This window comes from Bradyrhizobium sp. BRP22 (assembly GCF_020194175.1).
Lineage (GTDB): Bacteria > Pseudomonadota > Alphaproteobacteria > Rhizobiales > Xanthobacteraceae > Bradyrhizobium.
On sequence record NZ_JADYVX010000019.1, the window covers coordinates 120,817 to 145,236 of the forward strand.

General features: G+C 63.1%; 28 protein-coding genes. 16 read left to right on the forward strand and 12 right to left on the reverse strand.

The genetic code is table 11. The annotated features are described in order from the left end of the window. Window positions 1–18 precede the first annotated feature (18 nt). From I6F35_RS23025 to I6F35_RS23055, 7 genes are all read left to right on the forward strand, one after another. Window positions 19–1,176: a thiolase domain-containing protein gene (locus I6F35_RS23025; protein WP_225119942.1), complete on the forward strand. Its 1,158-nt coding sequence runs from the start codon at window positions 19–21 to the stop codon at window positions 1,174–1,176. Beyond that, on the forward strand, window positions 1,176–1,562 hold the full coding sequence (locus I6F35_RS23030; RefSeq protein ID WP_225119943.1) for a Zn-ribbon domain-containing OB-fold protein: 387 nt from the start codon (window positions 1,176–1,178) through the stop codon (window positions 1,560–1,562). The genes I6F35_RS23025 and I6F35_RS23030 overlap by 1 nt, the downstream gene beginning before the upstream one ends. 146 nt (window positions 1,563–1,708) lie before the next feature. Then, on the forward strand, window positions 1,709–2,569 hold the full coding sequence (locus tag I6F35_RS23035; protein WP_225119944.1) for a MaoC family dehydratase: 861 nt from the start codon (window positions 1,709–1,711) through the stop codon (window positions 2,567–2,569). A gap of 112 nt (window positions 2,570–2,681) precedes the next feature. Then, window positions 2,682–3,560 carry an SDR family oxidoreductase gene (locus I6F35_RS23040; RefSeq protein ID WP_225119945.1) on the forward strand — a complete coding sequence of 293 codons (879 nt, stop codon included), beginning with the start codon at window positions 2,682–2,684 and terminating at the stop codon, window positions 3,558–3,560. Between the two features lie 100 nt (window positions 3,561–3,660). Further along, window positions 3,661–4,614: a dihydrodipicolinate synthase family protein gene (locus tag I6F35_RS23045; RefSeq protein ID WP_225119946.1), complete on the forward strand. Its 954-nt coding sequence runs from the start codon at window positions 3,661–3,663 to the stop codon at window positions 4,612–4,614. Between the two features lie 167 nt (window positions 4,615–4,781). Next, a complete protein-coding gene (locus I6F35_RS23050) occupies window positions 4,782–5,582 on the forward strand; it encodes an NUDIX hydrolase (protein WP_225119947.1) in 801 nt (266 codons plus the stop codon). 126 nt (window positions 5,583–5,708) lie between these two features. Beyond that, window positions 5,709–8,390, forward strand: coding sequence for a PAS domain S-box protein (locus I6F35_RS23055; protein ID WP_225119948.1), 2,682 nt, complete (start codon window positions 5,709–5,711; stop codon window positions 8,388–8,390). A gap of 102 nt (window positions 8,391–8,492) precedes the next feature. On the opposite strand, the gene I6F35_RS23060 is transcribed toward I6F35_RS23055, so the two are convergent. Next, window positions 8,493–8,843 (reverse strand): GrlR family regulatory protein, encoded by a 351-nt coding sequence (locus I6F35_RS23060; protein ID WP_225119949.1) that lies wholly within the window; start codon window positions 8,841–8,843, stop codon window positions 8,493–8,495. Between the two features lie 245 nt (window positions 8,844–9,088). Here I6F35_RS23060 and I6F35_RS23065 point away from each other — a divergent pair, with 245 nt between their 5' ends. After that, entirely contained in the window at window positions 9,089–9,541 is a 453-nt protein-coding gene (locus I6F35_RS23065; RefSeq protein WP_225119950.1) for a hypothetical protein, read from the forward strand. A 24-nt stretch (window positions 9,542–9,565) separates the two neighbouring features. On the opposite strand, the gene I6F35_RS23070 is transcribed toward I6F35_RS23065, so the two are convergent. Further along, a complete protein-coding gene (locus I6F35_RS23070) occupies window positions 9,566–9,952 on the reverse strand; it encodes a VOC family protein (protein WP_225119951.1) in 387 nt (128 codons plus the stop codon). A 312-nt stretch (window positions 9,953–10,264) separates the two neighbouring features. On the opposite strand from I6F35_RS23070, the gene I6F35_RS23075 reads away from it, so the two are divergent. Then, on the forward strand, window positions 10,265–10,870 hold the full coding sequence (locus I6F35_RS23075) for a hypothetical protein (RefSeq protein ID WP_225119952.1): 606 nt from the start codon (window positions 10,265–10,267) through the stop codon (window positions 10,868–10,870). A 118-nt stretch (window positions 10,871–10,988) separates the two neighbouring features. After that, on the forward strand, window positions 10,989–11,501 hold the full coding sequence (locus I6F35_RS23080) for a hypothetical protein (protein WP_225119953.1): 513 nt from the start codon (window positions 10,989–10,991) through the stop codon (window positions 11,499–11,501). 16 nt (window positions 11,502–11,517) lie between these two features. Here the strand turns inward: I6F35_RS23080 and I6F35_RS23085 are convergent, their stop codons facing one another. The 6 genes from I6F35_RS23085 to rpsU all read right to left on the reverse strand — a co-directional run bounded on the left by I6F35_RS23085 (window position 11,518) and on the right by rpsU (window position 17,391). Beyond that, the gene (locus I6F35_RS23085) at window positions 11,518–11,910 is read right to left on the reverse strand and encodes a hypothetical protein (RefSeq protein ID WP_225119954.1); all 393 of its coding nucleotides are present in this window, start codon (window positions 11,908–11,910) and stop codon (window positions 11,518–11,520) included. 234 nt (window positions 11,911–12,144) lie between these two features. Beyond that, a complete protein-coding gene (locus I6F35_RS23090; protein ID WP_225119955.1) occupies window positions 12,145–14,385 on the reverse strand; it encodes a xanthine dehydrogenase family protein molybdopterin-binding subunit in 2,241 nt (746 codons plus the stop codon). Further along, window positions 14,382–15,398, reverse strand: coding sequence for a xanthine dehydrogenase family protein subunit M (locus I6F35_RS23095; RefSeq protein WP_225119956.1), 1,017 nt, complete (start codon window positions 15,396–15,398; stop codon window positions 14,382–14,384). Before I6F35_RS23095 ends, I6F35_RS23090 begins: the two co-directional genes overlap by 4 nt. Then, on the reverse strand, window positions 15,395–15,910 hold the full coding sequence (locus I6F35_RS23100) for a (2Fe-2S)-binding protein (RefSeq protein WP_225119957.1): 516 nt from the start codon (window positions 15,908–15,910) through the stop codon (window positions 15,395–15,397). The genes I6F35_RS23095 and I6F35_RS23100 overlap by 4 nt, the downstream gene beginning before the upstream one ends. Window positions 15,911–16,241: 331 nt before the next feature. After that, entirely contained in the window at window positions 16,242–16,502 is a 261-nt protein-coding gene (locus I6F35_RS23105; protein WP_225119958.1) for a hypothetical protein, read from the reverse strand. Window positions 16,503–17,055: 553 nt separating this feature from the next. Next, a complete protein-coding gene (gene rpsU / locus I6F35_RS23110) occupies window positions 17,056–17,391 on the reverse strand; it encodes a 30S ribosomal protein S21 (protein WP_225119959.1) in 336 nt (111 codons plus the stop codon). A gap of 496 nt (window positions 17,392–17,887) precedes the next feature. Here rpsU and I6F35_RS23115 point away from each other — a divergent pair, with 496 nt between their 5' ends. The 5 genes from I6F35_RS23115 to I6F35_RS23135 all read left to right on the forward strand — a co-directional run bounded on the left by I6F35_RS23115 (window position 17,888) and on the right by I6F35_RS23135 (window position 20,985). Beyond that, window positions 17,888–18,097 carry a cold-shock protein gene (locus I6F35_RS23115; RefSeq protein WP_225119960.1) on the forward strand — a complete coding sequence of 70 codons (210 nt, stop codon included), beginning with the start codon at window positions 17,888–17,890 and terminating at the stop codon, window positions 18,095–18,097. A gap of 561 nt (window positions 18,098–18,658) precedes the next feature. Next, a complete protein-coding gene (locus I6F35_RS23120; RefSeq protein WP_225119972.1) occupies window positions 18,659–18,877 on the forward strand; it encodes a hypothetical protein in 219 nt (72 codons plus the stop codon). A gap of 144 nt (window positions 18,878–19,021) precedes the next feature. Further along, window positions 19,022–19,219, forward strand: coding sequence for a TenA/THI-4 family protein (locus tag I6F35_RS23125; RefSeq protein ID WP_225119961.1), 198 nt, complete (start codon window positions 19,022–19,024; stop codon window positions 19,217–19,219). Window positions 19,220–19,272: 53 nt separating this feature from the next. Next, entirely contained in the window at window positions 19,273–19,641 is a 369-nt protein-coding gene (locus I6F35_RS23130; RefSeq protein WP_225119962.1) for a hypothetical protein, read from the forward strand. A gap of 357 nt (window positions 19,642–19,998) precedes the next feature. Further along, window positions 19,999–20,985: an alpha/beta fold hydrolase gene (locus I6F35_RS23135; protein ID WP_225119963.1), complete on the forward strand. Its 987-nt coding sequence runs from the start codon at window positions 19,999–20,001 to the stop codon at window positions 20,983–20,985. A 34-nt stretch (window positions 20,986–21,019) separates the two neighbouring features. On the opposite strand, the gene I6F35_RS23140 is transcribed toward I6F35_RS23135, so the two are convergent. From I6F35_RS23140 to I6F35_RS23150, 3 genes are all read right to left on the reverse strand, one after another. Beyond that, window positions 21,020–21,439 carry a PIN domain-containing protein gene (locus I6F35_RS23140; protein WP_225119964.1) on the reverse strand — a complete coding sequence of 140 codons (420 nt, stop codon included), beginning with the start codon at window positions 21,437–21,439 and terminating at the stop codon, window positions 21,020–21,022. Continuing rightward, on the reverse strand, window positions 21,420–21,680 hold the full coding sequence (locus I6F35_RS23145) for a hypothetical protein (protein WP_225119965.1): 261 nt from the start codon (window positions 21,678–21,680) through the stop codon (window positions 21,420–21,422). The genes I6F35_RS23140 and I6F35_RS23145 overlap by 20 nt, the downstream gene beginning before the upstream one ends. Window positions 21,681–21,784: 104 nt before the next feature. Continuing rightward, a complete protein-coding gene (locus I6F35_RS23150; RefSeq protein ID WP_225119966.1) occupies window positions 21,785–22,741 on the reverse strand; it encodes an MBL fold metallo-hydrolase in 957 nt (318 codons plus the stop codon). 364 nt (window positions 22,742–23,105) lie between these two features. On the opposite strand from I6F35_RS23150, the gene I6F35_RS23155 reads away from it, so the two are divergent. Continuing rightward, on the forward strand, window positions 23,106–23,639 hold the full coding sequence (locus I6F35_RS23155) for a hypothetical protein (protein WP_225119967.1): 534 nt from the start codon (window positions 23,106–23,108) through the stop codon (window positions 23,637–23,639). Between the two features lie 66 nt (window positions 23,640–23,705). Here the strand turns inward: I6F35_RS23155 and I6F35_RS23160 are convergent, their stop codons facing one another. Further along, on the reverse strand, window positions 23,706–24,200 hold the full coding sequence (locus I6F35_RS23160) for a DUF4142 domain-containing protein (protein WP_225119968.1): 495 nt from the start codon (window positions 24,198–24,200) through the stop codon (window positions 23,706–23,708). Between the last annotated feature and the right edge of the window lie 220 nt (window positions 24,201–24,420).

A 24,420-nucleotide genomic window follows, 5' to 3' on the forward strand; every position in this document is an offset into this window, starting at 1 on the left:
ACGCCAGCGGAGAACGAGTTGACCATCAAAGGCAAGGCTTACATTGCCGGCATTTATGAGCATCCCACCCGGCATGCTCCCGACAAATCCACCGCGCAGCTCCATGCCGAGGTCGCGAAGGGGGCGATCGAGGATGCGGGCCTGACCAAGGACGATATCGACGGCTATTTCTGCGCGGGCGATGCGCCCGGCGGGCTCTGGCCGATGGTCGATTATCTCGGCCTCAACACCAAGAAGCTGCGCCATGTCGATTCCACCGAGACCGGCGGCTGTTCCTACCTGATCCACCTCGGTCACGCAGCCGAGGCGATCGCCGCCGGCAAATGCTCGATCGCGCTGGTGACGCTCGCCGGCAAGCCGCGCACCGGGGCGATGCCGCCGCGCGCCGCCGGTGCCGAACTCGATTTCGAGTCCGCCTACGGGGCCACCACGCATAACGCCTACGGCATGTGTGCCATGCGCCACATGCACGATTACGGCACCACCAGCGAGCAGCTCGCCTGGATCAAGGTCGCGGCGTCCCATCACGCGCAATACAACCCGCACGCGATGCTGAAGGAGGTCGTCACCGTCGAGGACGTGCTGAACTCGCCGATGATCGCAGATCCGCTGCATCGCATGGATTGCTGCGTCGTCACCGACGGCGGCGGCGCGATGATCGTCACCACGGAGGAGATCGCGAGAAGCCTGAAGAAGCCGCTGGTGCGCCTGATCGGCCATGGCGAAGCGATGAAGGGCCCGCGTGGCGGCAAGGATCTCGACCTCACTTATTCCGCCGGCGTGTGGTCCGGCCCGCGCGCCTTCGAAGAAGCGGGCGTGACGCCGAAGGATATCAAATACGCCTCGATCTACGACAGCTTCACCATCACCGTGCTGATGCAGCTCGAAGACCTCGGCTTCTGCAAGAAAGGCGAGGGCGGCAAGTTCGTGGCCGACGGCAATCTGATTTCCGGCTTCGGCAAGCTGCCGTTCAACACCGATGGCGGCGGGCTCTGCAGCAACCATCCGGTCAACCGCGGCGGCATGACCAAGATCCTCGAGGCGGTCAGGCAACTCCGCGGTGAAGCGCATCCGAAGGTGCAGGTGCCGAACTGCGATCTGGCGATCGCGCACGGCACCGGCGGTCTCCTTGGCGTCCGCCACGCCGCCTCAACCTGCATTCTGGAGCGCGTGTGATGGCTGAAGTGAAATACAATGCGCCGGTGACCAATCCGGAAAGCGCACCGTTCTGGGAAGCGGCCAGGCGGGGCAAGTTCCTGATCAAGCGCTGCACCGCCTGCGGCGAGCCGCATTACTTTCCGCGCTCGATCTGTCCGTTCTGCTTCTCCGACAAGACGGAGTGGGAGGAAGCTTCCGGCGAGGCGACGGTCTATACCTACAGCATCATGCGGAAGTCGCCGACCGGTCCATACGCGATCGCCTATGTCACGCTGAAGGAAGGCCCGTCGCTGCAGACCAATATCGTCGATTGCGACCTGGACAAGATCAGGATCGGCCAGAAGGTGAAGGTGGTGTGGAAGCCGACCGACGGCGCCCCGCTGCCGTTTTTCACGGCAGTGTAACGAGATGGCGCACAACGCGCGCCAAGCAACAGGTCGTCATCCCCGCGAAGGCGGGGATCCAGTAGCGCACGACTGCCGGTGATTACTGGATGCCCGCCTTCGCGGGCATGACGGCTAAAACAGGAGTCTGGGGAGGAACGAGAGAAATGCCGATCAATTACGAGCAGCTGATGGCCCTGAAGAATCTCGGCCAGAAATACAGCTACAGCGATCGCGAGGTGATGCTCTACGCCTACGGCATCGGCATGGGCGCCGATCCCATGGACGAGCGCGAACTCGCTTTCGTCAATGAGGCGACGCTGACGCCACGTCCGCTGAAGGTGGTGCCGACCTTCGCATCGGTGGCGGCCTGGGGCGCCGGCCCCGGCGAGATGAACCTCAATCGCGTGCTCGTTGTCGACGGCGAGCGCGACATCACCTTCCACAAGCCGCTGGCAACGGCCGCACACATCACGGCAGATTCATCCGTGCTGGACGTCTTCGACAAGGGCAAGGACAAGGGCGCGGTAATCCGTCACCAGACCATTCTGAGGGATGAGAAGGGCGAGAAGCTGGTGACGCTGGTCGCCTCGCGCTTCGCCCGCGGCGATGGCGGCTTTGGCGGACCGTCCGAGGGTCAGCCCGAGCCGCACAAGGTGCCGGAGCGCGCGCCCGACCGGACCGTCGACATCTCCACGCGTCCGGACCAGGCGCTGATCTACCGCCTTTGCGGCGACCGCAACCCGCTGCATTCCGATCCGGAGTTCGCGAAGAAAGCCGGCTTCCCGCGGCCGATCCTGCACGGCATGTGCACCTACGGCATCACCTGCCGCGGCGTACTGCAGACCTATGCCGATTACGATCCGTCCGCCTTCAAGCAGCATGTCGCGCGTTTCTCCTCGCCGGTCTATCCCGGCGAGACCGTGACGATGGATCTGTGGAAGGACGGCAACGTGGTCTCGTTCGAGGCCAAGGTGAAATCGCGCGGCGTCACCGTGATCCGCAACGGCAAGACGGTGCTGGCATAATTCGCCGTCGTTCCGGGGCGATGCGAAGCATCGAACCCGGAACCTCGAGATTCCGGGTTCAGGCCTCCCGGGCTGCCCCGGAATGACAAGAACAAACGAGGGAGAAGCAACCATGGGATTACTCGACGGCAAGGTGGCGTTGATCACCGGCGCGGGCGGCGGGCTCGGTGAGGCCTACGCCAAGCTGTTCGCGCGCGAGGGCGCGGCGGTCGTGGTCAACGACCTCGGCGGCCCGCGCGACGGCTCGGGCGCCGACAAGTCGATGGCGCAGCAGGTGGTGGATGCGATCAAGGCCGAGGGCGGCCGCGCGGTCGCCAATGGCGCCGACATCTCGACCCTGGAAGGCGGTCAGTCGGTGTTCGATGATGCCATCAAGAACTTCGGCCGCGCCGACATCCTCGTCAACAATGCCGGCATCCTGCGCGACCAGACCTTCGCCAAATCGAGCGAGGCCGACTGGGACAAGGTGATCAAGGTGCATCTGAAAGGCACCTTCTGCTGCACGCTGCCGGTGTTCAGATGGATGCGCGAGAACGGCGGCGGCGTCATCGTCAACACCTCCTCGACCTCGGGGCTGATCGGCAATTTCGGCCAGAGCAATTATGGCGCGGCCAAGGGCGGCATCTGGGGCTTCTCCAACGTGCTGGCGATCGAGGGCCGCAAGTACAACATCCGGATCTGGACGCTGGCGCCGGGTGCGCTGACCCGCATGACTGCAGACCTGCCCCGCTATAAAGAAAACCCCGGTGCCGCGCTCGGCCCGGACGGTATCGCGCCGGCCGTGCTATACATGGTTAGCGATTTGTCGGGCGACCAGACCGGCAAGGTGCTCGGCGTCTCCGGCCCGCGCGGCGTCAGGGAGATGCGGATGATGGAAATGGAAGGCTGGAAGCCGCCGTTCACGGGCTGGAAAGCCGAGGATATCGTCACCCACGCCAAGGAGATCTTCTTCTCCGAGGAGCAGATCAAGATGGGTGCGCGGCGGTTTTGATGGTTTGTCGTTCCGGGGCGCGCGCAGCGCGAACCCGGAACCTCGAGATTCCGGGTTCGATGCTGCGCATCGCCCCGGAATGACGGAGAAAGGTTAGGAGATGAAGCTCACCGCCCAGGCCGCCGGCACCTTTGCGATCGCGCCGACGCCGTTCCATGACGACGGCCGCATCGACGAGCGTTCGATCGACCGGCTCAGCGACTTCTATACCGAGGTCGGCTGCGACGGCGTCACCGTGCTCGGCATCCTGGGCGAGGCGCCGAAGCTTGATGCAGCCGAGGCTGAGCAGGTCGCGCTCCGCTTCGTCAAGCGCGCCAAGGATCTGCAGGTGATCGTCGGCGTCTCTGCGCCGGGTTTTGCTTCCATGCGCTCGCTGGCCAAGGCGTCGATGGATGCCGGCGCCGCCGGCGTCATGATCGCGCCGCCGCCCCATCTTCGGACCGATGACCAGATCATCAGCTATTTCAAGCAGGCGCAGGAAGCGATCGGCGACGACATTCCCTGGGTGCTGCAGGATTACCCGCTGACGCTCGCGGTGGTGTTCACCCCGGCGGTGATCCGCAAGATCGTGATGGACTGCCCCTCCTGCGTGATGCTCAAGCACGAGGACTGGCCGGGCCTGGAGAAGATCACCACGCTGCGCAATTTCCAGAAGGACGGCTCGCTGCGTCCGCTGTCCATCCTGGTCGGCAATGGCGGCCTGTTCCTCGATTTCGAGATGGAGCGCGGCGCCGACGGCGCGATGACGGGCTACGCGTTTCCCGAGCTCCTGATCGATGTCGTCAAACTGTCAAAAGCCGGCAAGCGCGATGCCGCGCATGACCTGTTCGACGCACATCTGCCGCTGATCCGCTATGAGCAGCAGCCGGGTGTCGGGCTCACGGTGCGCAAATATGTGCTGCAGAAGCGCGGCATCATCGCCTCCAGCACCCAGCGCAAGCCGGGCGCCGTGATCACGCCGCAGGCGAGGGCGGAGGTCGATTATCTCCTGTCGCGCGTGGCCCGCGTCGACCGCCGCGCCAATCTGCAGCCGCAGTCCAGCGCCGCAGGCTAGATTTTTGCCCCTCATGGCAAATATGCAGCGCGCGCGATCTCAAACCCTCATGGTGAGGAGCCGCGCGGCGGCGTCTCGAACCATGAGGCCCCGATGCGTCCCCCATCATCCTTCGAGACGCGGCCGTTGGCCGCTCCTCAGGATGAGGTCCTGAGGAGTGAGCTGCCATGGCCGAGATCGTCACGCCGCGCCCTGCCTCCACCATCCTGCTGCTGCGGGACGCCGCTGCGCGACGGGAACTCGAAGTCTTCATGATGGTCCGCCATTACGAGATCGATTTCTCGTCCGGCGCACTGGTATTTCCCGGCGGCAGTGTCGACAAGGGCGACAGGGAGATCATCGCCAATCCCGCGCTCTATTCCGCCGGTGAAGGGCTCGACGATAGCGCTCTCAGCTTCCGTATCGGCGCTATCAGGGAAACCTTCGAGGAAAGCGGCATACTGCTGGCGCGGCCGAAAGGATCGAGCGAGCTGGTGGATGCCGGGCGCGCCCGGGAAATCGAGCTCGCCCATCGCGCGGCGCTCTGCGAGAGCAAAACCAGCTTCCTCAACGTGCTTGCCGAGACCGGCATGGTGCTGGCGCTCGACGAGCTCGTCCCTTATGCGCACTGGATCACGCCGGAAGGCATGCCGAAGCGGTTCGACACCTGGTTCTTCCTCGCCGCAGCGCCCCCTGAGCAGCTCGGCACCCATGACGGCAGGGAATCCACCGATTCGATCTGGGTTTCCCCCCGCGAGGCTCTGGAGGGCGGGGAAAGCGGCCGCTTCAAGCTGCCGTTCCCGACCACCCGGAACCTGATCAGGCTCGGCAAGCAGGCCAGCGTCAGCGAAGCGCTACAGGACAGCCGCAACAGGTCCATCGTCACCGTGATGCCCGTCATGACCAAGACCGCCACCGGCCGCCAGCTCCGCATCCCCCTCGAGGCGGGTTATGACGGCGAGATCTTCGAGGTCGGCGCCGCCGGCTGAGGGCTCGCACCTACGAACTGCCGTCGTGATGGGGGCATAGCCGCCTTTCCCCAGTTTTTCGGCATGTTCCCCCGGAGCCACATTACGTCGTATATTGGGGGCGATTTCAGCCTGGCCCCCCTTAGCATGACCTCCGAATTGCTGCCGAATCCGCCCCACAAGCGACCGTTCGCGCTGTCGATCGGTCAGCTGACTTTCGGCAGCTTCCTTCTGGTGCTGGCGGTCATCATCATTACGTCGACCGCCAGTGTGATCGCGATCCGTCATATCGACGCCACCTTCGGGGAACTGCAGCGGCTGCAGAGCGTCGGCGACCTGGCCGAGGACATCGACCGCCGGATGAACGAGCTGCGGCTTGCCGCGCGCGACTTAGTCACCGATCCCGGCACCCAGTCGATCCAGGTCGGGGAGGCCGCAAGCGCCCTCAGCGACGTGCTGAAGAAGACCAGGATCGAGCTCGCCCCCGAGCAGCAGGACATGATCGACGGCGTGACTGAGCGCCTCGCCACCTATCGCGGCGGCATCGAGCGCATCTCGGCGCTGATCAACCGCCGTGCCGAGTTGATCATCGCCCTGCCGCCGCTCCGCGATGCCTTCGACAAGGCGGTGGCTGAAAGTTCCGATCCCGCCACCGCCTCTGCGCTGCTGCAAACCCAAAGCCGCATCTCCGTCGCGTTGCTCGCCCACAACCCTTCGGCGGCCGAGCAGGCGGCGCAGAGCATGCGGTCGATGACCATCACCGAGCCGGCGCTGCGCGAAGCCGTGAACAATTACGCCGACGCCGTCATCGCGATATCGATCCGCGAACGCCAAATCGCCGATATCGACCGCGAGGTATTGGGCACCGAAGGGCGCCTGATCCAGCGCGTCACCGAGCTGTTGCGCGAGCTCAGTTCGCGCCGCGGACACGTCTTGTCGCGGGATTTCGCGCGGACGCTCACCGAGGCGAAATGGCAGAGCATCGCGCTCGGCTCCGCCGGCGTGCTGATCGGGATCTTCGCTGCGCTGCTCGTGGTCCGCCGCACCGTGCGGCCGCTTGCCTCGATCACGAAGTCGATCCGCGCAGTCGCAGCCGGCGAGAAGAGCGCCTCGATCCCGGCGACCGACGTCAATAACGAGATCGGCGAGATCGCCCGCGCCGCCGAGGTGTTCCGCAAGACGCTGGTCGATGCGGATGCCGCGCGCGAGGCGGCGGTGCGCGCGCTCGCCGAGCAGCGCCTTGCCGAAGAAAGCTATCGAAAGCTGTTCGAAACCTCCATCGACGGCATCTATGTGACGACGCCGGGAGGTGCGCTGCTCAACGCCAATCCGGCGCTGGCGCGGATGATGGGCTACGCCACGCCGCAGGATCTGATCAACGGCATCGATGACGTCGCCTCCAATGTCTATGTCGATCCCGCCGCGCGTACCGAATACCGGCGGCTGATGGACCGCGACAGCATGGTCCGCGACTACGAATATCAGGTCCGTTCCCGCAGCGGCGCGGTGCTGTGGCTTTCCGACAGCGCCAGCGCCGTGCGCGACGAGAGAGGCGAGGTGATCCGCTACGAAGGCACGGTGCGCGACATCACCGACCAGAAACGTGCCGAAGATGCGATCGCCGAAGGCCGCCGGCTGTTGCAGATGGTGATCGACACCGTTCCAGCCGTCATCAACGTCAAGGACCGCAATCTCCGCTACGTGCTGATGAACCGCTACATGGCCGGCATTTTCGGCATCGAGCCGGACGAGGCGCTCGGCCAGACCACGGCCGAGCTGATGGCGCGCTACGGCGCGGCAAAGACTGACGAGAACGACAAGCGGGTGCTGTCGGGCCGAAGGGAGCTCGGCTTCTATGAAGAGGAGTACAAGGACGCCGCCGGCAACATGCGGCAATGGCTGGTCAACAAACTGCCGATCCTCGACAGCAACGGCGAGATCGAGAACATCGTTACGGTGGCGCTCGACATCGGCGAGCGCAAGCGGAGCGAGCACGAGATGCGGAAAGCGCGCGACGCAGCAGAGGCGGCGCTGCGCAACCTGCGCGAGACGCAGAACTCGCTGATCGAGGCGGAAAAGCTCGCAGCCCTCGGACGGCTGGTCGCGGGTGTTGCGCACGAGGTCAACAATCCCGTCGGCATCAGCCTTACGGTCGCCTCCGCGCTCGAGCGCAAGGCGGCGACCTTTGCCGCGCAGGTCGAGCGCGGCGAACTCCGGCGCTCGAGCCTGAACGATTTCCTCGCCACGACGAGCGATGCGTCCTCGCAGCTCGTCGCCAATCTCAACCGCGCCGCCGAGCTGATCCAATCGTTCAAGCAGGTCGCCGCCGACCGCAACTACTCCGATCAGCGCACCTTCGATCTCGGCGATCTCACCGAGCAGGTGGTGATGAGTCTGCGGCCGGGCCTGCGCAAGCACAATCTGACGCTCAATGTCGATTGCCAGCCGAACCTGATCATGAACTCCTATCCCGGACCTTACGGCCAGGTGCTGACCAATCTCTTCCTCAATTCGGTGGCGCACGCTTTTCCCGACGGCAAGCCGGGGATCGTCGACATCCAGGTTCGCTCGTCCGGCAGGGACAATGTCGAAGTGATTTTTTCCGACAATGGCTGCGGCATGTCGCTCGACGTGCGCCGCCGCGCCTTCGATCCGTTCTTCACCACGCGTCGCGACCAGGGCGGCACCGGCCTCGGCCTTCACATCGTCTACAGCATCGTCACGACGCGCCTGGGCGGCCGTCTCGATCTCGACTCCGAACCCGGCGGCGGCACCCGCATCCAGATGATCCTGCCGCGCACCGCACCCGTCGAGCTGGCGGCGGAGTGAGTCCGTAGCCCGGAGCGTGAGCGTAACCCGGGTCCGCTCGAAAACAGGGGATGCAGACGTCCCAGGTTACGCGTTCCGCTTCACCCGGGCGACAGCGCTGAACTAATCGATATCCGCGAGCTTGCGCAGCGTTGCGCTGAAGATCTGGCTGGCTTTCCCAACCAGCGCGGTCCCGGTCATCGTCGCCTGCGTGTCGGTGAAGGTACCGGTGACGCCGATGCCGACCGGTGCCGGTCCGCCGAACAACGGGTTGTCATTGTCGCGCGGTGTGGTGTGTCGTTGCACCAGCACCTCGCCCTTGAAGGTATTGCCTTTCACGGTGTAGCTGCCGGTGTAGTACAGATAGGCGTCGCCGCCGAGAACCTGGCCGTTGCGGAACAGAATCACTCCGCTGCCCTTGCCGACACGTCCGTCGAGCAGGGTGACGTGAATGGAATACAGGCCATTTTTCATGGCGCCCCACGGCCGGCCGCCTTCGCCCAAGGCCTGCCGGTTGACAATTTATGCCAAAGCATCATGCGCGGCGCAACGCGGCAGGTTGACCGCGTCGGCGGACGTCGTGCGAACCCGAAATGATTCCATTGGTGAACGACGCCTCGATGACGACGTTCTGTCGGCGGCGCCCAGCGAATCAACTTGGCCCGCGAAATGCATAACATTTGTTGGCACCGGCCGGCGGGTGCAGGAGCGAGAGACAGGTGACGAACTGGATCGATTCCGGCCGCATTTTCGCGAGCCTACGTGCAGAGCTGACAAGTTCCATCCGTAGAATCACGGACCATCGAGCGGTCCGCCTCAGAGTCCCACTCACAGTGAGTCTTGTCGCGTTGTTGTCGGTGGCCGCCGCAAGTCTCTCTCATGCGCGCGATCCCGATGGTCGTTACGCCAATTCGCCCCTCAAGCAGTGGTTCGACAGTCTGAGGAGCGGCAAGGGGCCATGTTGTTCCGACGCCGACGGCAGCGCGGTGAGCGATGCCGATTGGGAATCCAAGGACGGACACTATCGCGTACGCATTGATGGCGAATGGATCGACGTGCCCGATGATGCCGTGATCACCGAGCCGAACCGCTACGGCCGCACGATGGTGTGGCCGATCCGCGGTTATCTCGGACTGCAGATCCGCTGCTTCATGCCGGGCAGCATGACGTAAGCTTTCGATCCGCGCGTCACGCGGTCACGCATATTTCTTGTCGCGCTCCAGGAGCTCGATCGAGATGCCCTGCGGCCCGCGGATAAAACAGATGCGCACGCCGGGGCGGATCGTGGTCGGCTCCATCGTGAACGCGACGCCCTTCGCCTTGATCTCGGCGGCGACGGCATCGATGTCTTTCACGGCCAGCCCGAAATGGTCGAGGCCCTGATAGGGCGTGACCGGCGGCGCATTGACGCCGTCGCCCGGCGTGACCGGCGCGAGGAACACCTTGGCGCCGCCGAGCTGCACGTCGATGCGGCCGGGGTTGCGGATGATCTCGCCGCCCAGAATGTTCCGGAGCCACGCCGCAGTCGCTTCGGGATCGGGGGTGCGCAGGTGGATATGGTCCCAGGTAACCTCTATCGGCATTTCATCTCCCGTCTTCTCTTTGCCTGAGCATGATCTCTTTCGGAAAACCGGTTTCCACTGTTGCGGGTCACGCTCCAAACACGCGTGATCGCGCGATCTGTTGCGGCGGCAATGTATCGGCTCGGAATCCACAAGGCCATCCTGTCGCGGGCGCAGCGCCGCAATTTTGCCGAGGAGGCTTGGAACCGTAACCTCGTTGGATGGTTGATCGACAGTGGCGGTCCCCGTACAGCGGTGCCCCTTCAAGCCGCGCGGTGATGCGCCGGAGCGGCTTTGCGCGCGGGCAGGATGTGTCGTCGCGCGGGTGAGGGCATGGCCATGGGCATTGGCAGGTGGTCGTTTCGAGGCTTGGGTGCCAAGCTTGTTCTGCTCGCCGTTCTCGCCATCGTCGGATTTGCCGGATGGCTGCTGCTTCCCAATCCCAGCGATGCCGATAACAAAACGGTCGCCGTGGTATCGCCGCCCTTGACTTCTGCGCAGGATGTCGTCTGGCTCGAGAAGGCGACTGTGCCCACCGAGCAGCCGGTTGCGCCGGTCGAGCAGGCCGCCGCGCCATCGGACGACACAGTGGATGACGAGGCGCCGGCCGCCGCCAGCACCAATGAACCCTTCACGGTCGAGCGGGATCCGGTCGACGGGATGAAGATCTCCCGCCAGTTCTGGCGGCGCGGCGGCCTCGGCTCGAAAGCACTGGTGACCCTGACGCTGCGCAACTCTAACCGCTATGCGGTCAAGGATATCGAGATCGCCTGCGCCTTCGCGCGCGCTGACGGCACGCATCTCACCGACCGCCGGCGCGTGATCAGCGACACCATCAACATGAAAAGCCGCAAGACCTACGCCGGCGTGCTGGTCGGGTTCGTGAATATTAATGCAAATAAGGCAAAGTGTTCCCTCGTCACGGCCAGCCGCGCCTGACACAAGTGTGCCGAAAAAGTGAACGCTTTGGTTGAACCTGTAGCGTGTCGCCAGGAACTAACTCCCTATATCGCCATTAGGCGAGTAAACCGCGTCATCGCGCGGGGGAGTGGGTCTGATGTTGGTGACGCGTTATTTCCTTTATGTCGGCGGGGCTCTGCTTGCGCTGTTATACGCAGTCGACGCTCTGGTCCCGCAGGACGCGGCCACAGCGAGCCATAGCGCGCCCGGCATCGACAAAACGACCGTCCGCATCCACTCCGCCCAGAAGCTGCCCGAGCGGGTGGTTTTCGATACCACCCTGCCGACGATCGTGCCCCCGGTCACCCAGATGGCTGCTGCACCGCTTCCGCCTGCACCGGCGGCCGAGGAGACGTCGGACCAGGCCCGCGCCCGCGAGACCTTTGCCCAATACGTCCCCACCGACACCAAGAAGCACGAGCCGCAGGCGCCGAAGAAGCACAAAGTCGCCAGGGCGCGCGCCTACCAGCCGCAGCCGATGTACGCGGGCCAGCAGCCGATGTATGCCGGTCAGCAGCCGATGTACATGGGCCAGCGGCCGATGCGGGTGGCGCAGCAGTCGCGCTTCGGCTTCTTCGGCGGCGGGCCGTTCTGGAACAGCACCTGGTAGGCTGATTACGGCCGGATTACTGCGGCAGCCTCGGGATCTTGTCGGCAAAGCCGTTGTAGCAGGTCAGCCGCTCGTCCTCTTCCTTCACGAAACGGCATTCGCCGACCGCCGTGGCCGTGGTCGCCTTCGGTTTTGGCTGCGGCGCGAAGATCGCGTCATAGCAGTTGAGCCGCTCCTTGGTGCCGTCATCGATCTCCTGGCATGCCTGGAGCTTCTGCGCGACCGATTGCTGCTTGGCCTTCTCGCCCTTCTTGGCCGGCGACTTCTTGGTGCCGACCTGCATCAGCGGCTTGTCGCCGACCATGGGAGGCCCGGAGGGCTCCACGGGCGGAGCTGTCCCTTGAATTGTTCCTTGGGCTAGCGCGGCGGCCGGATACAGCAGCGCCAGCGCGAGGATGATCTTTTTCATGTCGAATTGTCCGAAATAGGCGTGACCGGAGAGGGCGCCCGAAGAGATCAGACCCGACCGCTGGAATCGCCCCAAAACCCAACGTTGTTTACCCGCGCTTGCACGCCCGTCCAAGCGGTCGCAATGCCGCTCCGACAGGCCGATGGTTTCTTTACGGATTTTCCGGTTCCTGTCCAGCGGGACGGCGCCTCCGGCCGGCCGGTCCGATCCGCCGGGGAGCCCCAGGGAGGCGGCCTAAGCCGCCTGCCGGCGTCCCAGCACCTTGTCCAGGGTGATGGGCAGGTCGCGCACCCGCACGCCGGTCGCGTGGTAGACGGCATTGGCGACCGCCGCCGCGACCCCGACGATCCCGATTTCGCCGAGCCCCTTCATCCCGAGCGGATTGATCAAGGCGTCCGGCTCGTCGACGAAGATCACCTCGATGTCGTGGATGTCGGCGTTGACGGGCACATGGTACTCGGCGATGTCGTGGTTGATGATCCGGCCAAGCCCGTGGTCGTAGATCGTCTCCTCATGCAGCGCCATGCCGATGCCGCCGACGACGGCGCCCATCACCTGGCTGCGTGCCGTCTTCGGATTCAGCACGCGGCCCGCCGCAACCGCGCTGACGACGCGCGTAACCCTGACGACGCCGAGCTCTTCGTCGACCTTGACCTCAACGAACACGGCCGAATGCGTGTTCCTGGCGTGCGCCTTGTCCTGCGCGAACTCGTTGGTCTTTTCCTTCTCGATCCGTTCCATGGCGGCGTGCCGCATGATGTCGGAGATCGAAACTCCACGGTCAGTCTGCCTCCGGCTGACGAGCTTGCCGTCCGAGAGGGTGACGTCTTCCTCGACCGCGTCGGCAAGCGGCGAGCCCTTCATCAGCTTTGCCCGCCGCAGCAGCTCGCTCCGAACCTCGCCCGCGGTCGCGATCACGGCATGGCAGGCGGAGGCAGCCATCCACGACCCGCCTTCGACCGGCGCGCTCGGCAGCGTGGAATCGGCCAGGTGGATCGTGATGTTCTCGATCGGAAGCCCGAGGCTGTCGGCCGCGACCTGGGCCATGATCGTGTAGGTGCCGGTGCCGATATCGGACGCTGCGCAGGAGACCTCGGCGTGGCCATTGGCCGTCATGGCGATCCGCACCGCGACCGGCACCTGCAGCGCTTCCCAGACGCCGGAGGCCATGCCCCAGCCGACGAGAGCCTTGCCATCGCGCATGGCGCGCGGCTCCGGCTTGCGCCTGTCCCAGCCAAAGGCGGCTGCGCCCTCGCGATAGCATTCGCGCAGGCGCTTGCTGGTGTAGGGCAGGTCCTCGTTCTGGTCGCGCTCCGAATAGCAGCGCAGCCGCAGTTCCACCGGATCCATCTTCAGCGCGACCGCGAGCTCGTCCATCGCGCTCTCCAGCGCGTAGACGCCGGTCGCCGCACCCGGCGCACGCATGTCGCAGGACGTCGGCACGTCCAGGTGCGCCACGCGGTGTTCATATCGTGCATTCGGCGACGCATAGAGTAGCGCCGACCAGCCGGTATCGTTGCGTGAGAATTCCTCGAACTGCGAGGTCGTGCCAACAGCCTCATGCGTGATCGCATCGAGCGTGCCGTCGCGCCGCGCGCCAAGCGCCAGCCGCTCGATGGTGGCTGGACGATAGCCCAGCCCGTACATCTGCTGCCGCGTCAGCACCAGCCGCACCGAGCGCTGAAGCTTCAGCGCGCCCATCACCGCCAGCACCACCTGATATTGCGGCCGCAGGCCGGCGCCGAAGGCGCCGCCGACATAGGGCGAGATCACGCGGATCTCGTTCGGCTTCTTCTCGAACACGCCGCAGAGGAACTGCTGCACGTTCTGCACGCCCTGGGTCTTGTCATAGACCGTCAGCGGGCCGCCGGCCTCCCACATCGCCGTCGTCGCAAACAGCTCCATCGGATTGTGATGCTCGGTCGGGATGAAATAGTCAGCCTCGTGGCGGACCTCGGCTGCCGCAAACGCCTTCGCAGCGTCGCCGCGCAGCTTGTCCGGCTTCTCGACGACGATGGCATCATCGCGCCTGCGATACACATCGGTGACGAATGGCTGCTTCTCGTAGTCGACGCGAACGAGCGACGCCGCATAGCGGGCGATTTCCCATTCTTCCGCCAGCACCAGCGCGATCGGCTGCTGGTTGAACTTCACCGCGTCATCATAGAGCGGGCGAAACGGTGAACCGTCCTCCGGTGCGAGGTCGTCCCTCCATGCCTCGTCGCTGTCGGCGACCCGCGGCCTGTTCTCGTGGGTGATGACATCGAGCACACCCGGCACGCGAAGTGCCTCGCCGGCGTCGATCCGTGCGATGCGGCCTCTGGCAATGGTTGCTTCCACGACCGCGCCATAGGCGAGGCCGCCTGCATTGAAATCGCCGGCATATTTGGCCGCACCCGTGACTTTGGCGCGCCCATCGACGCGCGAGGTGGGGGTGCCGGTATAGGCTTTCGCGGTGTTATTGGGCGTGCTCATTGGATCGTCTTGTTCGATTGCGATTGCGGCGTGCCATGCGCGGCTTGGGTCAGCGTGCGGATGATCGCCCGCCGGGCGAGATCGACCTTGAAATCGTTATGCGCCTGTGGCCGGGCGTCGCGAAGCAGAAGGTCGGCCGCGCGGGCAAAGCTCGCGTCCTCTGCGGGTTGTCCACGCAGCGCTGCCTCGGCCCCTGCATCGCGCCACGGTTTGTGCGCGACACCGCCGAGCGCGAGCCGCGCCTCCTCGATCGTGCCGTTCTTGATCTCGAGCGCGGCCGCGACTGAGACCAGCGCGAAGGCATAGGACATCCGATCGCGGATCTTCAGGTAGGAGTAGTGCGTCGCGAAGCCCTTGGCCGGCACCTCGATCGCGGTGATGATCTCGTCTGGCGCGAGATTGGTGTCGATATGCGGGGTGTCGCCGGGCAGGCGGTGAAAGTCCGCGAACGGAATGGCGCGCGCGCCCTTTGCGCCGGTCACGTGCACAGTGGCATCGAGTGCGGCGAGCGCCACACACATGTCGGACGGATGCGTCGCAATGCAGGACGTGCTGGCGCCAAGGATGGCGTGACCGCGGTTGACGCCGTTGACGGCCGAGCAGCCCGAGCCCGGTTGCCGCTTGTTGCAGGGTGTTGCGGTGTCGTAGAAGTAGGCGCATCGCGTCCGCTGCAGGAGGTTGCCCCCGGTGGAAGCCATGTTGCGCAATTGCTGCGAGGCGCCGGCCAAGATCGCGCTTGACAGCAGCGGATAGCGCTTTTCGATCAGCGGATGCCAGGCAAGATCGGCGTTGGGCACCAGCGCGCCGATCCGCAAGCCTCCCGAGGCTGTCTCTTCGACCGAGTTCAGCGGCAGTCGGGAGATGTCGATCAGCGTCGTTGGCCGCTCGACATTATCCTTCATGAGATCGAGCAGGTTGGTGCCGCCGGCTATGAACTTCGCGCCGCCATTGGCGGCGATCAGCCGCACCGCATCGGCGACGTCGCTGGCTTTTGTATATTGGAACGGGATCATGGCTTGGCCCCCATCGCCTGCTGGATCGCTGAAACGATGTTGGGATAGGCGCCGCAACGGCAGATGTTGCCGCTCATGAACTCCCTGATCTCATCGGCGGTCTTGGCCCGTCCCTCGGCGATCAGCCCGACGCCGGAGCAGATCTGGCCGGGCGTGCAATAGCCGCATTGGAAAGCATCGTGGTCGATGAACGCCTGCTGCAGCGGATCCAGTGCGCCGTTGGCGGCCAGTCCCTCGATGGTGGTGACGTGCGCCCCGTCCCGCATCACCGCAAGCGTCAGGCAGGAGTTGATGCGGCGGCCGTCGACCAGCACCGTGCATGCGCCGCATTGACCGTGGTCGCATCCCTTCTTGGTGCCGGTGAGGTCGAGATGATCTCTCAGCGCGTCCAGAAGCGAAACCCAGGGCAGGACCGAAAAGCGCCTCTCGATCCCGTTGACGATCAGTGTCACCGATACCTTCTCCGGCAGCGGGGAGGGGCTGGCGCCCGGGTGCACGGCTCCATCTTGCATCGTCAGCGGCTCCGTCTCTGCAGGGTGGCTGTCATCCGCGAGGAATTACAGCGGAGAATACCGACCACTTAGATTGGTTCCAAAGTCAGCCGCAGCATGTCGGAGCCACCGTTCCGATTCTTTCCAAATCGCACGCGGATTCCGTGACTGCATTTGGCACCCGGGTGACATCACGACGCGGGCAGCTCTCGGCTGCCACTTGGCTTCGCCTCGTCCGCAGCTCGCGCCTTGCTATGAATGTATTCCGTGAAGTTGGTGGTCTTGGTCGCGGATGGCCCGTTGGCGAAGGTCCTGTTCGACCGCGAGACAATGTCGCTCGATTATTGGCCGCTCAATTGTTGCCTCTGCGCCACCCCATCTCGGCGTCGAGCCCAGCGACGATCAGGACGCCGGCGCTGGCGGCTGCCCCGATGAGAATCAAGATGATGCTGAGTGCGTAAATCACGATGGCGACCTCGGCGAACTGATCATCCGATATAAGTAAGCGAGAGCCTTCATCGTTCCGTGGGTGTTGGGCCAAAAAAACAACCGGCCGCGACAGTCGCGGCTTTTCAGGTCGCTGCGTGAGCGCCGTCTTCGTCAGGCCGCCCACCAGAGCCCCTCTATCGTGGCGGTCTCAGTTCCCCACCAAACCAGCCCAATACTTCGGAACTGATTGGATCGGCCGCAGCCTGGGCTTCATGGACGAGCCCGCATTTCCGACATCGCAGGGTCCAGTGCTCGAAACCAAGTCTTCCCGGCACGACATGCAACACCTCCATTCGGGCTTGGCACATCGGGCACCGGGGCCGCACGGTTTCGCGGGGCGAAAGCTTGTTGGTGAGTTGCGCCTCGGGCATACGGTACTCCCTGTTTTGCGGCGGGAGCACAACACTCTCAGTCACCGATGGAGGCCGAGGATTGAGCGGTGATGATTACACTATATACTCGGACAATGCCTGGCGTATGTTAAAAAGTATACGCTGCAGAGGCTTGAATCTCCCCGAATCCGCGCTGCCGCGGGCGTGGGATACCGATCGGAAGGAGCGCTGAGCAGAGCCGTGCTGCGGCGTTATGGCGTCAGGCTCGGCGAAGCCGAGTAAACAGGACACGCTCAAGCTTCATGGCTTTGCGGTCTTTGTCGAAGACGATTTCCTGCATCATGCTCAGTCGCGCGTTTGCACGCGACCCTGGATCGCAGCGGGCGCGTTCTGTCCTGTTGTGGCGGTGGCGCTCGCGCTCGCTCGCAGTCCTGTTCCGCGCTTGTTGTTGTCGACTGGCTTCTTGACCGGAGCGGCGATCAGTCCGTCTCGAACAGCCTGCTTGCGTGCCTGCTTGCGCAACCGTCGTATCGCTTCCGTTTTCTCGCGCGCAGCCTTGTCCGAGGGCTTCTCGTAGAAGCGACGGCGGCGCATCTCCCTGAAAACACCTTCGCGCTGCATCTTTCGCTTCAGAATTCGAAGTGCCTGGTCGACATTGTTGTCTCGAACGAATACCTGCATGCGCTTTTCTCCCAAGCATTGGCGGCGCAAACCGTTGAAGCGTCACCCAATTGGATGCGTCAGCGATTTCCGGAGTACGGCAGTTTAGTTGAAAGCGACCCCGGCGCGGCGAAAAGAAGCTGGGACGCAATTCCGAGCCGCCACAATCTTCCTGTTTGGATGGAAGGCACGGCTCACGACGATCGGCAGCGAAGCCGAACGATGGTATCCAACATGGAGGCTGCGGGTGGAAATAGCCAGCTCTTTTTGCAGGACTTGGATTGAGCGCTTGTGCTCTTGCATGTGCAGCCGATGATGCCGCATCGAACAGAGACGGAGTTCCTTCGGTGCGGCCGATTCACCTGCGACACTTGTAATCTGGCACCAAGGCCTGTAGGTTGTGTTCGTTCGATTAGCCGCTGTGCCTTTCTGAATGTGCCTGCGGGCTCTTTCCCAAAGACATCGACCAGTTGAATGGATCGCGTGACGGTCACGCGAGTGCTTTGGAGAAGAAAGAATGCAGACGGGTACTGTGAAGTGGTTTAATGGCCAGAAGGGGTTTGGATTTATCCAGCCGAATGATGGCGGGAACGACGTGTTCGTTCATATCAGCGCCGTTGAGCGGGCGGGTCTTTCCGGCCTTGCCGAAGGCCAGAAGGTTTCTTTTGAAATCAAGACCGACAAAATGCGCGGCAAGGTAAGCGCGGAGAATTTGTCGCTGGCTTGAAACGTTCGCGCCATTTCGCGGATGTACTGAATGGCGATTTTTGCCTGCTCGATCCCAGGATCGGGCGGGCTTTGCGTCGTTCCGGATTGAATTGAACAGGAAGCGCAAGAAGGTGTTATCGAAATAGCGCATGTGTTCGGCTCTAGCCTTGATCCGGCCTTCGTAGGGGGCCGATGATCAGGCGATAGGTTGGCACTCGATCCGTGTCCCAGGATTCCATGGTCGCGTCGCAGATGGCGCATTTGAAATTGTTGATCTCACGCGCTGAGACGACGCTTTCGGTGCGGCTGTAGACTGCGCCGCATTCGCAGATACGCTTTCCGTTTGTCATCACATCTTTCTTCTGCAGTCGACGTCCGAGTCGCATCATCTGCTATAAGCTCGGTCGCGAAGTGAAGCTGGTCGCTCGCAGCGTGGATAAGAACGCGACAGCAATGTGGCTTCAATGCGCGATGGTGCATCGATCAGTGTCAAGCCATTGACTTCCGGCGCTTAGCGGCGCAGTGCGAACCTCATCTGACGCTCATTCCCTATGGAGCAGGCGGACACATGGCGAAGAGCATGCGGACTGCGCCGACCACCGAGTCAGGGCAAACCATTACATTCTCGCTGGCGGTCGGGCCGCTCAGGCAGGCATGCCGACTCCGGACGACGTTTCGGACCCAGAACCAGGCTCTCAGCTATCTGCACAGACACCGAACCGAATTCGAGCATATCGCTCGCGCGAGGCTTGCGCGCGGCGAGCTCGAGGATGGCGTGGTTCAACTGGTGATGCTTTAGGCTTTGCTGGCCGGCGAGGAGATCAGCGCTGACATCTCCTTGATCTGAACGGCTGGCTCCCGATTCCGCGCCTGATCGATCCAACCAGCGAGCCTGTTGCTGGCGCGGCTGGAATCTTGCGGAAGGCAACGAGGAGCACTTACCATGGCGCAGCTCGAGGACTTCGGATTGATCCGGGAGATCGTTGCAGCCGGCCGCCCCAGGCAGGTGATCGAGCATCTCGATCAGACCAGATATCAGCGTCTCGTCGAGTTGGGCTGGCTGAAGGCATTTTCCCATGACCTAGGCCATGTGTCCTATCGGGTAACCGAACGTGGGAGAGCCGCTGCTGCGCGCTCCTGAAGGCAAGTTGCCGGCCGATACGGGGACTTTGTGCTTCGGACAGGAAACGAGACATGGCCGATTTCAAGAAGCTGGATGAACTCGCGAAGATCGGTCGTGATTTCATCAGTCTGCAGTTCAGGCTCACCCCGGGCAACGTGATCCAGTCTATCGATCGCCTCTGGGTTCTCGGTTATTGTTTCGGAGTTCTTGATGTTGTGGGGCAGCGCGCGCAGCTACAGGAATCCGTCGAGAGACTGGCGCTCGTTGCTGTTGGCTTCTTCCTCCTGATATCCGACGACGCCAAAGGCGCCGCTATGCGACAGGCGCTGGACAGGCAGGACGACCCTCGTTTCGTCGAGGGCTCGCTGTGTGGAAGAAACGATATGCTCGCGTGGCTTGCCGATACGACCAAGGTGCCGAACGGATTATCGACGGTCTGAGCTGCCGCTCATCGCGATGAGTACCGGACGATTCACCTCGATCGTGCCGGCGGTGTCGACGTCTCACGGATTTGCGGTCAGCCCCGCCATGTCGAACCGATATGATGTCTGCACTGCGCCACTTGCGACAAACGCAACAATGGTCGTCGAGGCAAAGCTCTCAACCCCCCAGCGTTTGGAGGTTTGTTCCCTCTTGGAACACGGGAGATGCGGAACTTTGGCCCAATCCCGACTCACGCTGCCGCCCTTTTCTCGCCGCCATCATGATCCAGGAAATTCGAAAGGGGCGGGGTCCTACGGAGGCGGTTTCTGAAGCCCGACGTGATCGTCCGACATTTGCAGCAAAACGAAATGATGATGTCCCGCCGCGGTCTGCTGCGCGGGCTTGCATCGTCGGCTGGTGCGCTCGCCCTCGGCGGATGCGCGAGCCTGGGCGCGACCGGCGCGCGCTATGACGCATCGTCGCTGTCGGTGGAGCCCACACTGATTGTCGCAACCACACGCAAGCGCGTGAACAGCGGGCGCAAGCCCTGGTTCGGGCCGGAGCGGGCTTCGTCGATGACCGTCGCACGGGCGAAGCTGGTGCCACCGGATGAGAGTCGTTTCTCTCTTGCGGCAGCCGGGCTGGGCGATTGGCGTCTTGATCAGGTCGAGCCGGTTTCGGGTGGGGTCATCGATCTCCTTGCGCAGGGCAGCGGCAGCGGATCAGACGTCCTGATCTACGTCCACGGCTTCAAACAGACATTCGAGACCGCGGCGCTCGATGCCGCCCATCTTTCCGATGGCATCAGGTTCCGAGGCCAGACGATCGTATTCTCCTGGCCCTCCAAGGCGGGGCTGTTCGACTATGCCTACGATCGCGACAGCGCCATGTGGTCGCGCGATGACTTCGAGCGCGTGCTGCAGTCCGTGGTGACGCCCCCGGGCATCGGCCGTGTCCATATCGTCGCGCACAGCATGGGCACGATGCTGACGCTCGAGAGCCTGCGCCAGCTCCATGACAGATATGGCGATACCGTTGACGGCAGGATCGGCGCCGTGGTGTTCGCCGCGCCTGATATCGACATGGATGTGTTCTCGTCGGCGATCACCCGCATCGGACCGCTCGCCCGCAAGATCACCGTCATCACCGCAACGAATGACCGCGCGCTGGCACTCTCCGGCCAGCTCGCCGGCGGCATGACGCGGGTCGGCGCGGCCGAGAAAGCGGTCATCGAGAAGCTCGGCGTGCGCGTGATCGATGCTTCCGATTCAGGTTGGGGCATCATCAACCACGATCTGTTCCTGTCGAATGCAGACGTGCGGCGGGTGATCCGCCGCCAGATCGACACCTCGGCGGCGTGAACTCCGCTTTGCGGAAACGGTTGCGGAGGAGAGGCTATCGTGCCGCCGGATGGATGAGCGGAAGCGGCGCTCGGCCATGTCTTCGATAGACCAGGAAATCGGAATCCAGCGTCAGCACAGCGTGCCGCTCATGGATTTCGGACATACGAACGATGCATGCGTCGGCCAGCGACATCGGTGTGTCCCTGTATTTCTGGATCAATTTGCGTAATTCGCCGACATGCTCATCGAGGCGGAATACGACACTCAGGGCTCCGTTCTGGATGAGCTCCAGGAGAGTGTCCTGCGCCCTCGGATAACGCGCCAACAAGTACATCGCTTCGGCGAGCACCGGCTCGCAGACGAGCAGGGGCGCATCAAGTTCTTCGAACCGCTCCGCGACCCAATCGTGGTACCGTTCCGCTCGGTCGAAAAAGGCGACAAGCGGACCTGTATCAACGATGGCTGCGGTCATTGCGGCCGAAGCCCTTCAGATGCCGCGGATTCGAGCCGAGATCGGAGACGCCAGAATCGACCATGCCCCGTGCGCGCTTGGTGAGCCCGGCGAGGCTGGGGCGGTTGCGCGCCCTGTGCGGAGTTTCGAGGACAAGGCGCAGTCCTTCCTCGATCAGGTCCCGGAGCTTGCGCCCGCGCAACGCCGCCTCTGCCTTGGCGCGTCGGTAGAGCTCATCGGGCACTTCAACGGTGGTCTTCATGAGACGCTCCTTGACCATAAACCCATATTTATGGGCCTGTGCGGGAAAATCAAGGAACGTGTCGCGGCCGGCCGGTCTGAGACCCGTCGGGCGATCTCCGCCCATCAGGCCGCCGGCACGTATCGATAGGCCGTGTCCTTCCGCTTGGCATACCCCAGGCCGGGATAGGGCCAGTGGAAGCCCAGCATCTTCATCCGGTCGGTCGCGGCGCGATCAAGCAGCTTCTTCCGGTTGGCGATGGCGACGTTACTGTCCATGTCATAGGCGAACTGCCACTCCGGGTGAGGAAAATAGACGGCGGGTTCGGTGATCGCGTCGGCCGGAATGAGAAGCCCTCCGTCGCCTGCGACGACCAGGGAAATATGGCCCGGCGTGTGACCTGCACTGTCCAGCACGCTGAGGCCGGTGACGATGTCGTCACCGGGCTTGACCATGGTGACGCGATCCTTGACCGCAGCAAGGTTGGTTTGCGCGCCGGTGACGAAGACATGCATCGGTTCGGGGAGCTTCGTGGTGAGGTGAGGGTCCATCCAGAAGTCCCATTCGACCGCCGAGACATAGTAGGCGGCATTTGGAAAGTTCAGGGTGCCGCCCGCGCCAATCGTGCCCCAGATGTGATCGGGATGCGCATGGGTGAACACGACCTTGGTGATGCTCTTCGGATCGATATTGGCAGCCGCGAGGTTGTCCAGGAGTTTTCCGGCGGTCGCCTGGAAGTTCGCACCGGAGCCGGTATCAACGAGAACGAGATCGGACCTCGTGCGGATCAGAGCCGGATTCGTAGCCGGCTTCACCTGATCGGGATCGAGGCCAGCCTCCCTTAGAAGCCTGTGAACCTCTTCTCGCGGCGCATCGAGCCCATGGATGGTTGCCGGCAACACGAGATGGCCATCGCTCAGAATCGTGATTTCGAAGTCGCCTTGCCGGAATCGGTAAGGGGTTGTCTGGGCGGGCGATCGTGTCGCCCAGAGTCCGGCGCCAGCGAGACTCGCGGCGCCGACCACGATTTGCCGACGATTGAGAGCAAAGCGCACCGGCGTTGGCTGATCGCGTTCTGACATCTCCAAGTCCTCCTTCCCGACGCCTGATGCGAGCGAGCGTACTGTTTCGTATGCTCCCGGCGGACCCCCGGGCTGTTTTCGCTAGAATGGCAGCAATAGGCTGCATTCTTCAACCTCCAGTGCATCGTCCCGGAGATCACCAAAAAATCGGGGTGGGTTTCTCGGGGGTTGGAGTGGGATGGCCGGCGGCGCGCTTCATCCGCGAATTCAGTGGGGAGTTCCTTTGCGCTACATCAAAAACGCATTTGGACAATTGCGGTAGGAAGGGGCTGTAGCCGAAGAAGCTGTCTGTCGAGGACTGTTGCGGCTATCGGGCTCGGCCCCTGGGCACTCCGAGCCCCGCCTGGTTGAGCAGGAGGCTCCCATGTCGGTAAACAGCCACGCTGATGATCTGCGTTCCGCGGTGTATTACGCCCTGGAAACGACCCGTGCGATAACAGTGTGTCCCTTCCACCTGGAAGTGACGATCCGTATCGGTGACGACGCCGCTGAAAGCCATGCTGTTGCGCGTGCCAGGAACCTCGTCAAGAGCGATGGCACCACGTGGGATGGGGAAGTCCTTCGTACAGAGTTTGGACGCCAACTTGGCAAAGCTGCTGACCGTTACTGTCCTCACTGCGCCATATCGGGTGGCTCACCGGCGCTTTACGGTGCTGTCGATGCCAATCGCTCTCGCAGTGCCTTCGGCAGGGACCGCAAGAGTCCGATCTCATGGCTTGAGGAGCAAACGGAATTTGCCTGCGAGGGCTACGGTGACCTTATAACGCTTGAGAAGGCAAAGCTGCGAGGCGCTGTCAGCAGCCCCGATAAAGGCTGGAGCGGCTTTCTTAAGCGTTTAACTCAAGCGTTTGAGAAGGCAAACCAACGCTCGGAAGCAGGTCTCACTGAACGCGGCTGAAGGTCCGCGCAGGCGCCATCTATCCGCGCACGCGCTATCTATCCAGGGCTCGCCGCGTTCGAGGCTCTATCGACCCGACATCTTCTGCGATGTGAGAGATTTCGCCGTATCGAGGTGTTGCTGCAGTACCGGGATCTGAGCTTTGGCGTATTCGCCTGCCGGGCCCGTCTGCTTAGCTGCCTTCTTGTATTCGGCGATGTCCTTCTGATGATCGGCGACCATGTGTCTTGCGAACTCCTGGTCGAATTTCGCGCCGTTCAGTTTGCTCATCTTGTCATAGTCGGACTTCTGCTTGGCGCTTGGACCGTCTGGTGGAGCTACGCCGACGGACTTCGCTGCATCCATCGCCTTCTCGTTGGCGGCTGAATGATCATTCGTCAGCATCTGTCCGTATTTCTTCACATCGTCGCTTTGGCCATTCTGCTGCGCGAGCTGGCCCATCTTAACCTCCGCATGGTTCCCTTCGATCGCTTTCTTCAGGAAGCGTTGGCTTGCCGACTCGGCAGCATGGGCCGACGAGATCAAGAGCAGTGCAAGGGCGGTAATGGACAAGAGTTTCATCGTCACCTCCAGCACGAATATACGCGCTCCCAACCTCAGACCTGCGTTTCGGTTCCTCGACTGCATGATAGGAACGAACGTCCTGGACAAAGATTGCTGGTGCTTCACGGATCGAAAGGACCGCCACGATGAAAGCGCCGGTGATCGCCCTCGCACTGTTCTTCGCCCTTGGCTCAACATTGGCCATCGCTCAAGGCGGAGGTGGAGGTGGAGCTGTCTC

Bases quoted from the DNA above. Each gene is read 5' to 3' on its own strand.
- I6F35_RS23085 (WP_225119954.1), bottom strand. From the start codon at position 11,910: ATGAAAAAGATCATCCTCGCGCTGGCGCTGCTGTATCCGGCCGCCGCG.
- rpsU (WP_225119959.1), bottom strand. From the start codon at position 17,391: ATGCAGGTATTCGTTCGAGACAACAATGTCGACCAGGCACTTCGAATT.
- I6F35_RS23160 (WP_225119968.1), bottom strand. From the start codon at position 24,200: ATGAAACTCTTGTCCATTACCGCCCTTGCACTGCTCTTGATCTCGTCG.
- I6F35_RS23125 (WP_225119961.1), top strand. From the start codon at position 19,022: ATGGCGCAGCTCGAGGACTTCGGATTGATCCGGGAGATCGTTGCAGCC.
- I6F35_RS23040 (WP_225119945.1), top strand. From the start codon at position 2,682: ATGGGATTACTCGACGGCAAGGTGGCGTTGATCACCGGCGCGGGCGGC.
- I6F35_RS23035 (WP_225119944.1), top strand. From the start codon at position 1,709: ATGCCGATCAATTACGAGCAGCTGATGGCCCTGAAGAATCTCGGCCAG.
- I6F35_RS23050 (WP_225119947.1), top strand. From the start codon at position 4,782: ATGGCCGAGATCGTCACGCCGCGCCCTGCCTCCACCATCCTGCTGCTG.
- I6F35_RS23030 (WP_225119943.1), top strand. From the start codon at position 1,176: ATGGCTGAAGTGAAATACAATGCGCCGGTGACCAATCCGGAAAGCGCA.
- I6F35_RS23045 (WP_225119946.1), top strand. From the start codon at position 3,661: ATGAAGCTCACCGCCCAGGCCGCCGGCACCTTTGCGATCGCGCCGACG.
- I6F35_RS23060 (WP_225119949.1), bottom strand. From the start codon at position 8,843: ATGAAAAATGGCCTGTATTCCATTCACGTCACCCTGCTCGACGGACGT.
- I6F35_RS23055 (WP_225119948.1), top strand. From the start codon at position 5,709: ATGACCTCCGAATTGCTGCCGAATCCGCCCCACAAGCGACCGTTCGCG.
- I6F35_RS23120 (WP_225119972.1), top strand. From the start codon at position 18,659: ATGCGGACTGCGCCGACCACCGAGTCAGGGCAAACCATTACATTCTCG.
- I6F35_RS23115 (WP_225119960.1), top strand. From the start codon at position 17,888: ATGCAGACGGGTACTGTGAAGTGGTTTAATGGCCAGAAGGGGTTTGGA.
- I6F35_RS23100 (WP_225119957.1), bottom strand. From the start codon at position 15,910: ATGCAAGATGGAGCCGTGCACCCGGGCGCCAGCCCCTCCCCGCTGCCG.
- I6F35_RS23130 (WP_225119962.1), top strand. From the start codon at position 19,273: ATGGCCGATTTCAAGAAGCTGGATGAACTCGCGAAGATCGGTCGTGAT.
- I6F35_RS23140 (WP_225119964.1), bottom strand. From the start codon at position 21,439: ATGACCGCAGCCATCGTTGATACAGGTCCGCTTGTCGCCTTTTTCGAC.
- I6F35_RS23145 (WP_225119965.1), bottom strand. From the start codon at position 21,680: ATGAAGACCACCGTTGAAGTGCCCGATGAGCTCTACCGACGCGCCAAG.
- I6F35_RS23080 (WP_225119953.1), top strand. From the start codon at position 10,989: ATGTTGGTGACGCGTTATTTCCTTTATGTCGGCGGGGCTCTGCTTGCG.
- I6F35_RS23150 (WP_225119966.1), bottom strand. From the start codon at position 22,741: ATGTCAGAACGCGATCAGCCAACGCCGGTGCGCTTTGCTCTCAATCGT.
- I6F35_RS23135 (WP_225119963.1), top strand. From the start codon at position 19,999: ATGTCCCGCCGCGGTCTGCTGCGCGGGCTTGCATCGTCGGCTGGTGCG.
- I6F35_RS23075 (WP_225119952.1), top strand. From the start codon at position 10,265: ATGGCCATGGGCATTGGCAGGTGGTCGTTTCGAGGCTTGGGTGCCAAG.
- I6F35_RS23095 (WP_225119956.1), bottom strand. From the start codon at position 15,398: ATGATCCCGTTCCAATATACAAAAGCCAGCGACGTCGCCGATGCGGTG.
- I6F35_RS23070 (WP_225119951.1), bottom strand. From the start codon at position 9,952: ATGCCGATAGAGGTTACCTGGGACCATATCCACCTGCGCACCCCCGAT.
- I6F35_RS23155 (WP_225119967.1), top strand. From the start codon at position 23,106: ATGTCGGTAAACAGCCACGCTGATGATCTGCGTTCCGCGGTGTATTAC.
- I6F35_RS23090 (WP_225119955.1), bottom strand. From the start codon at position 14,385: ATGAGCACGCCCAATAACACCGCGAAAGCCTATACCGGCACCCCCACC.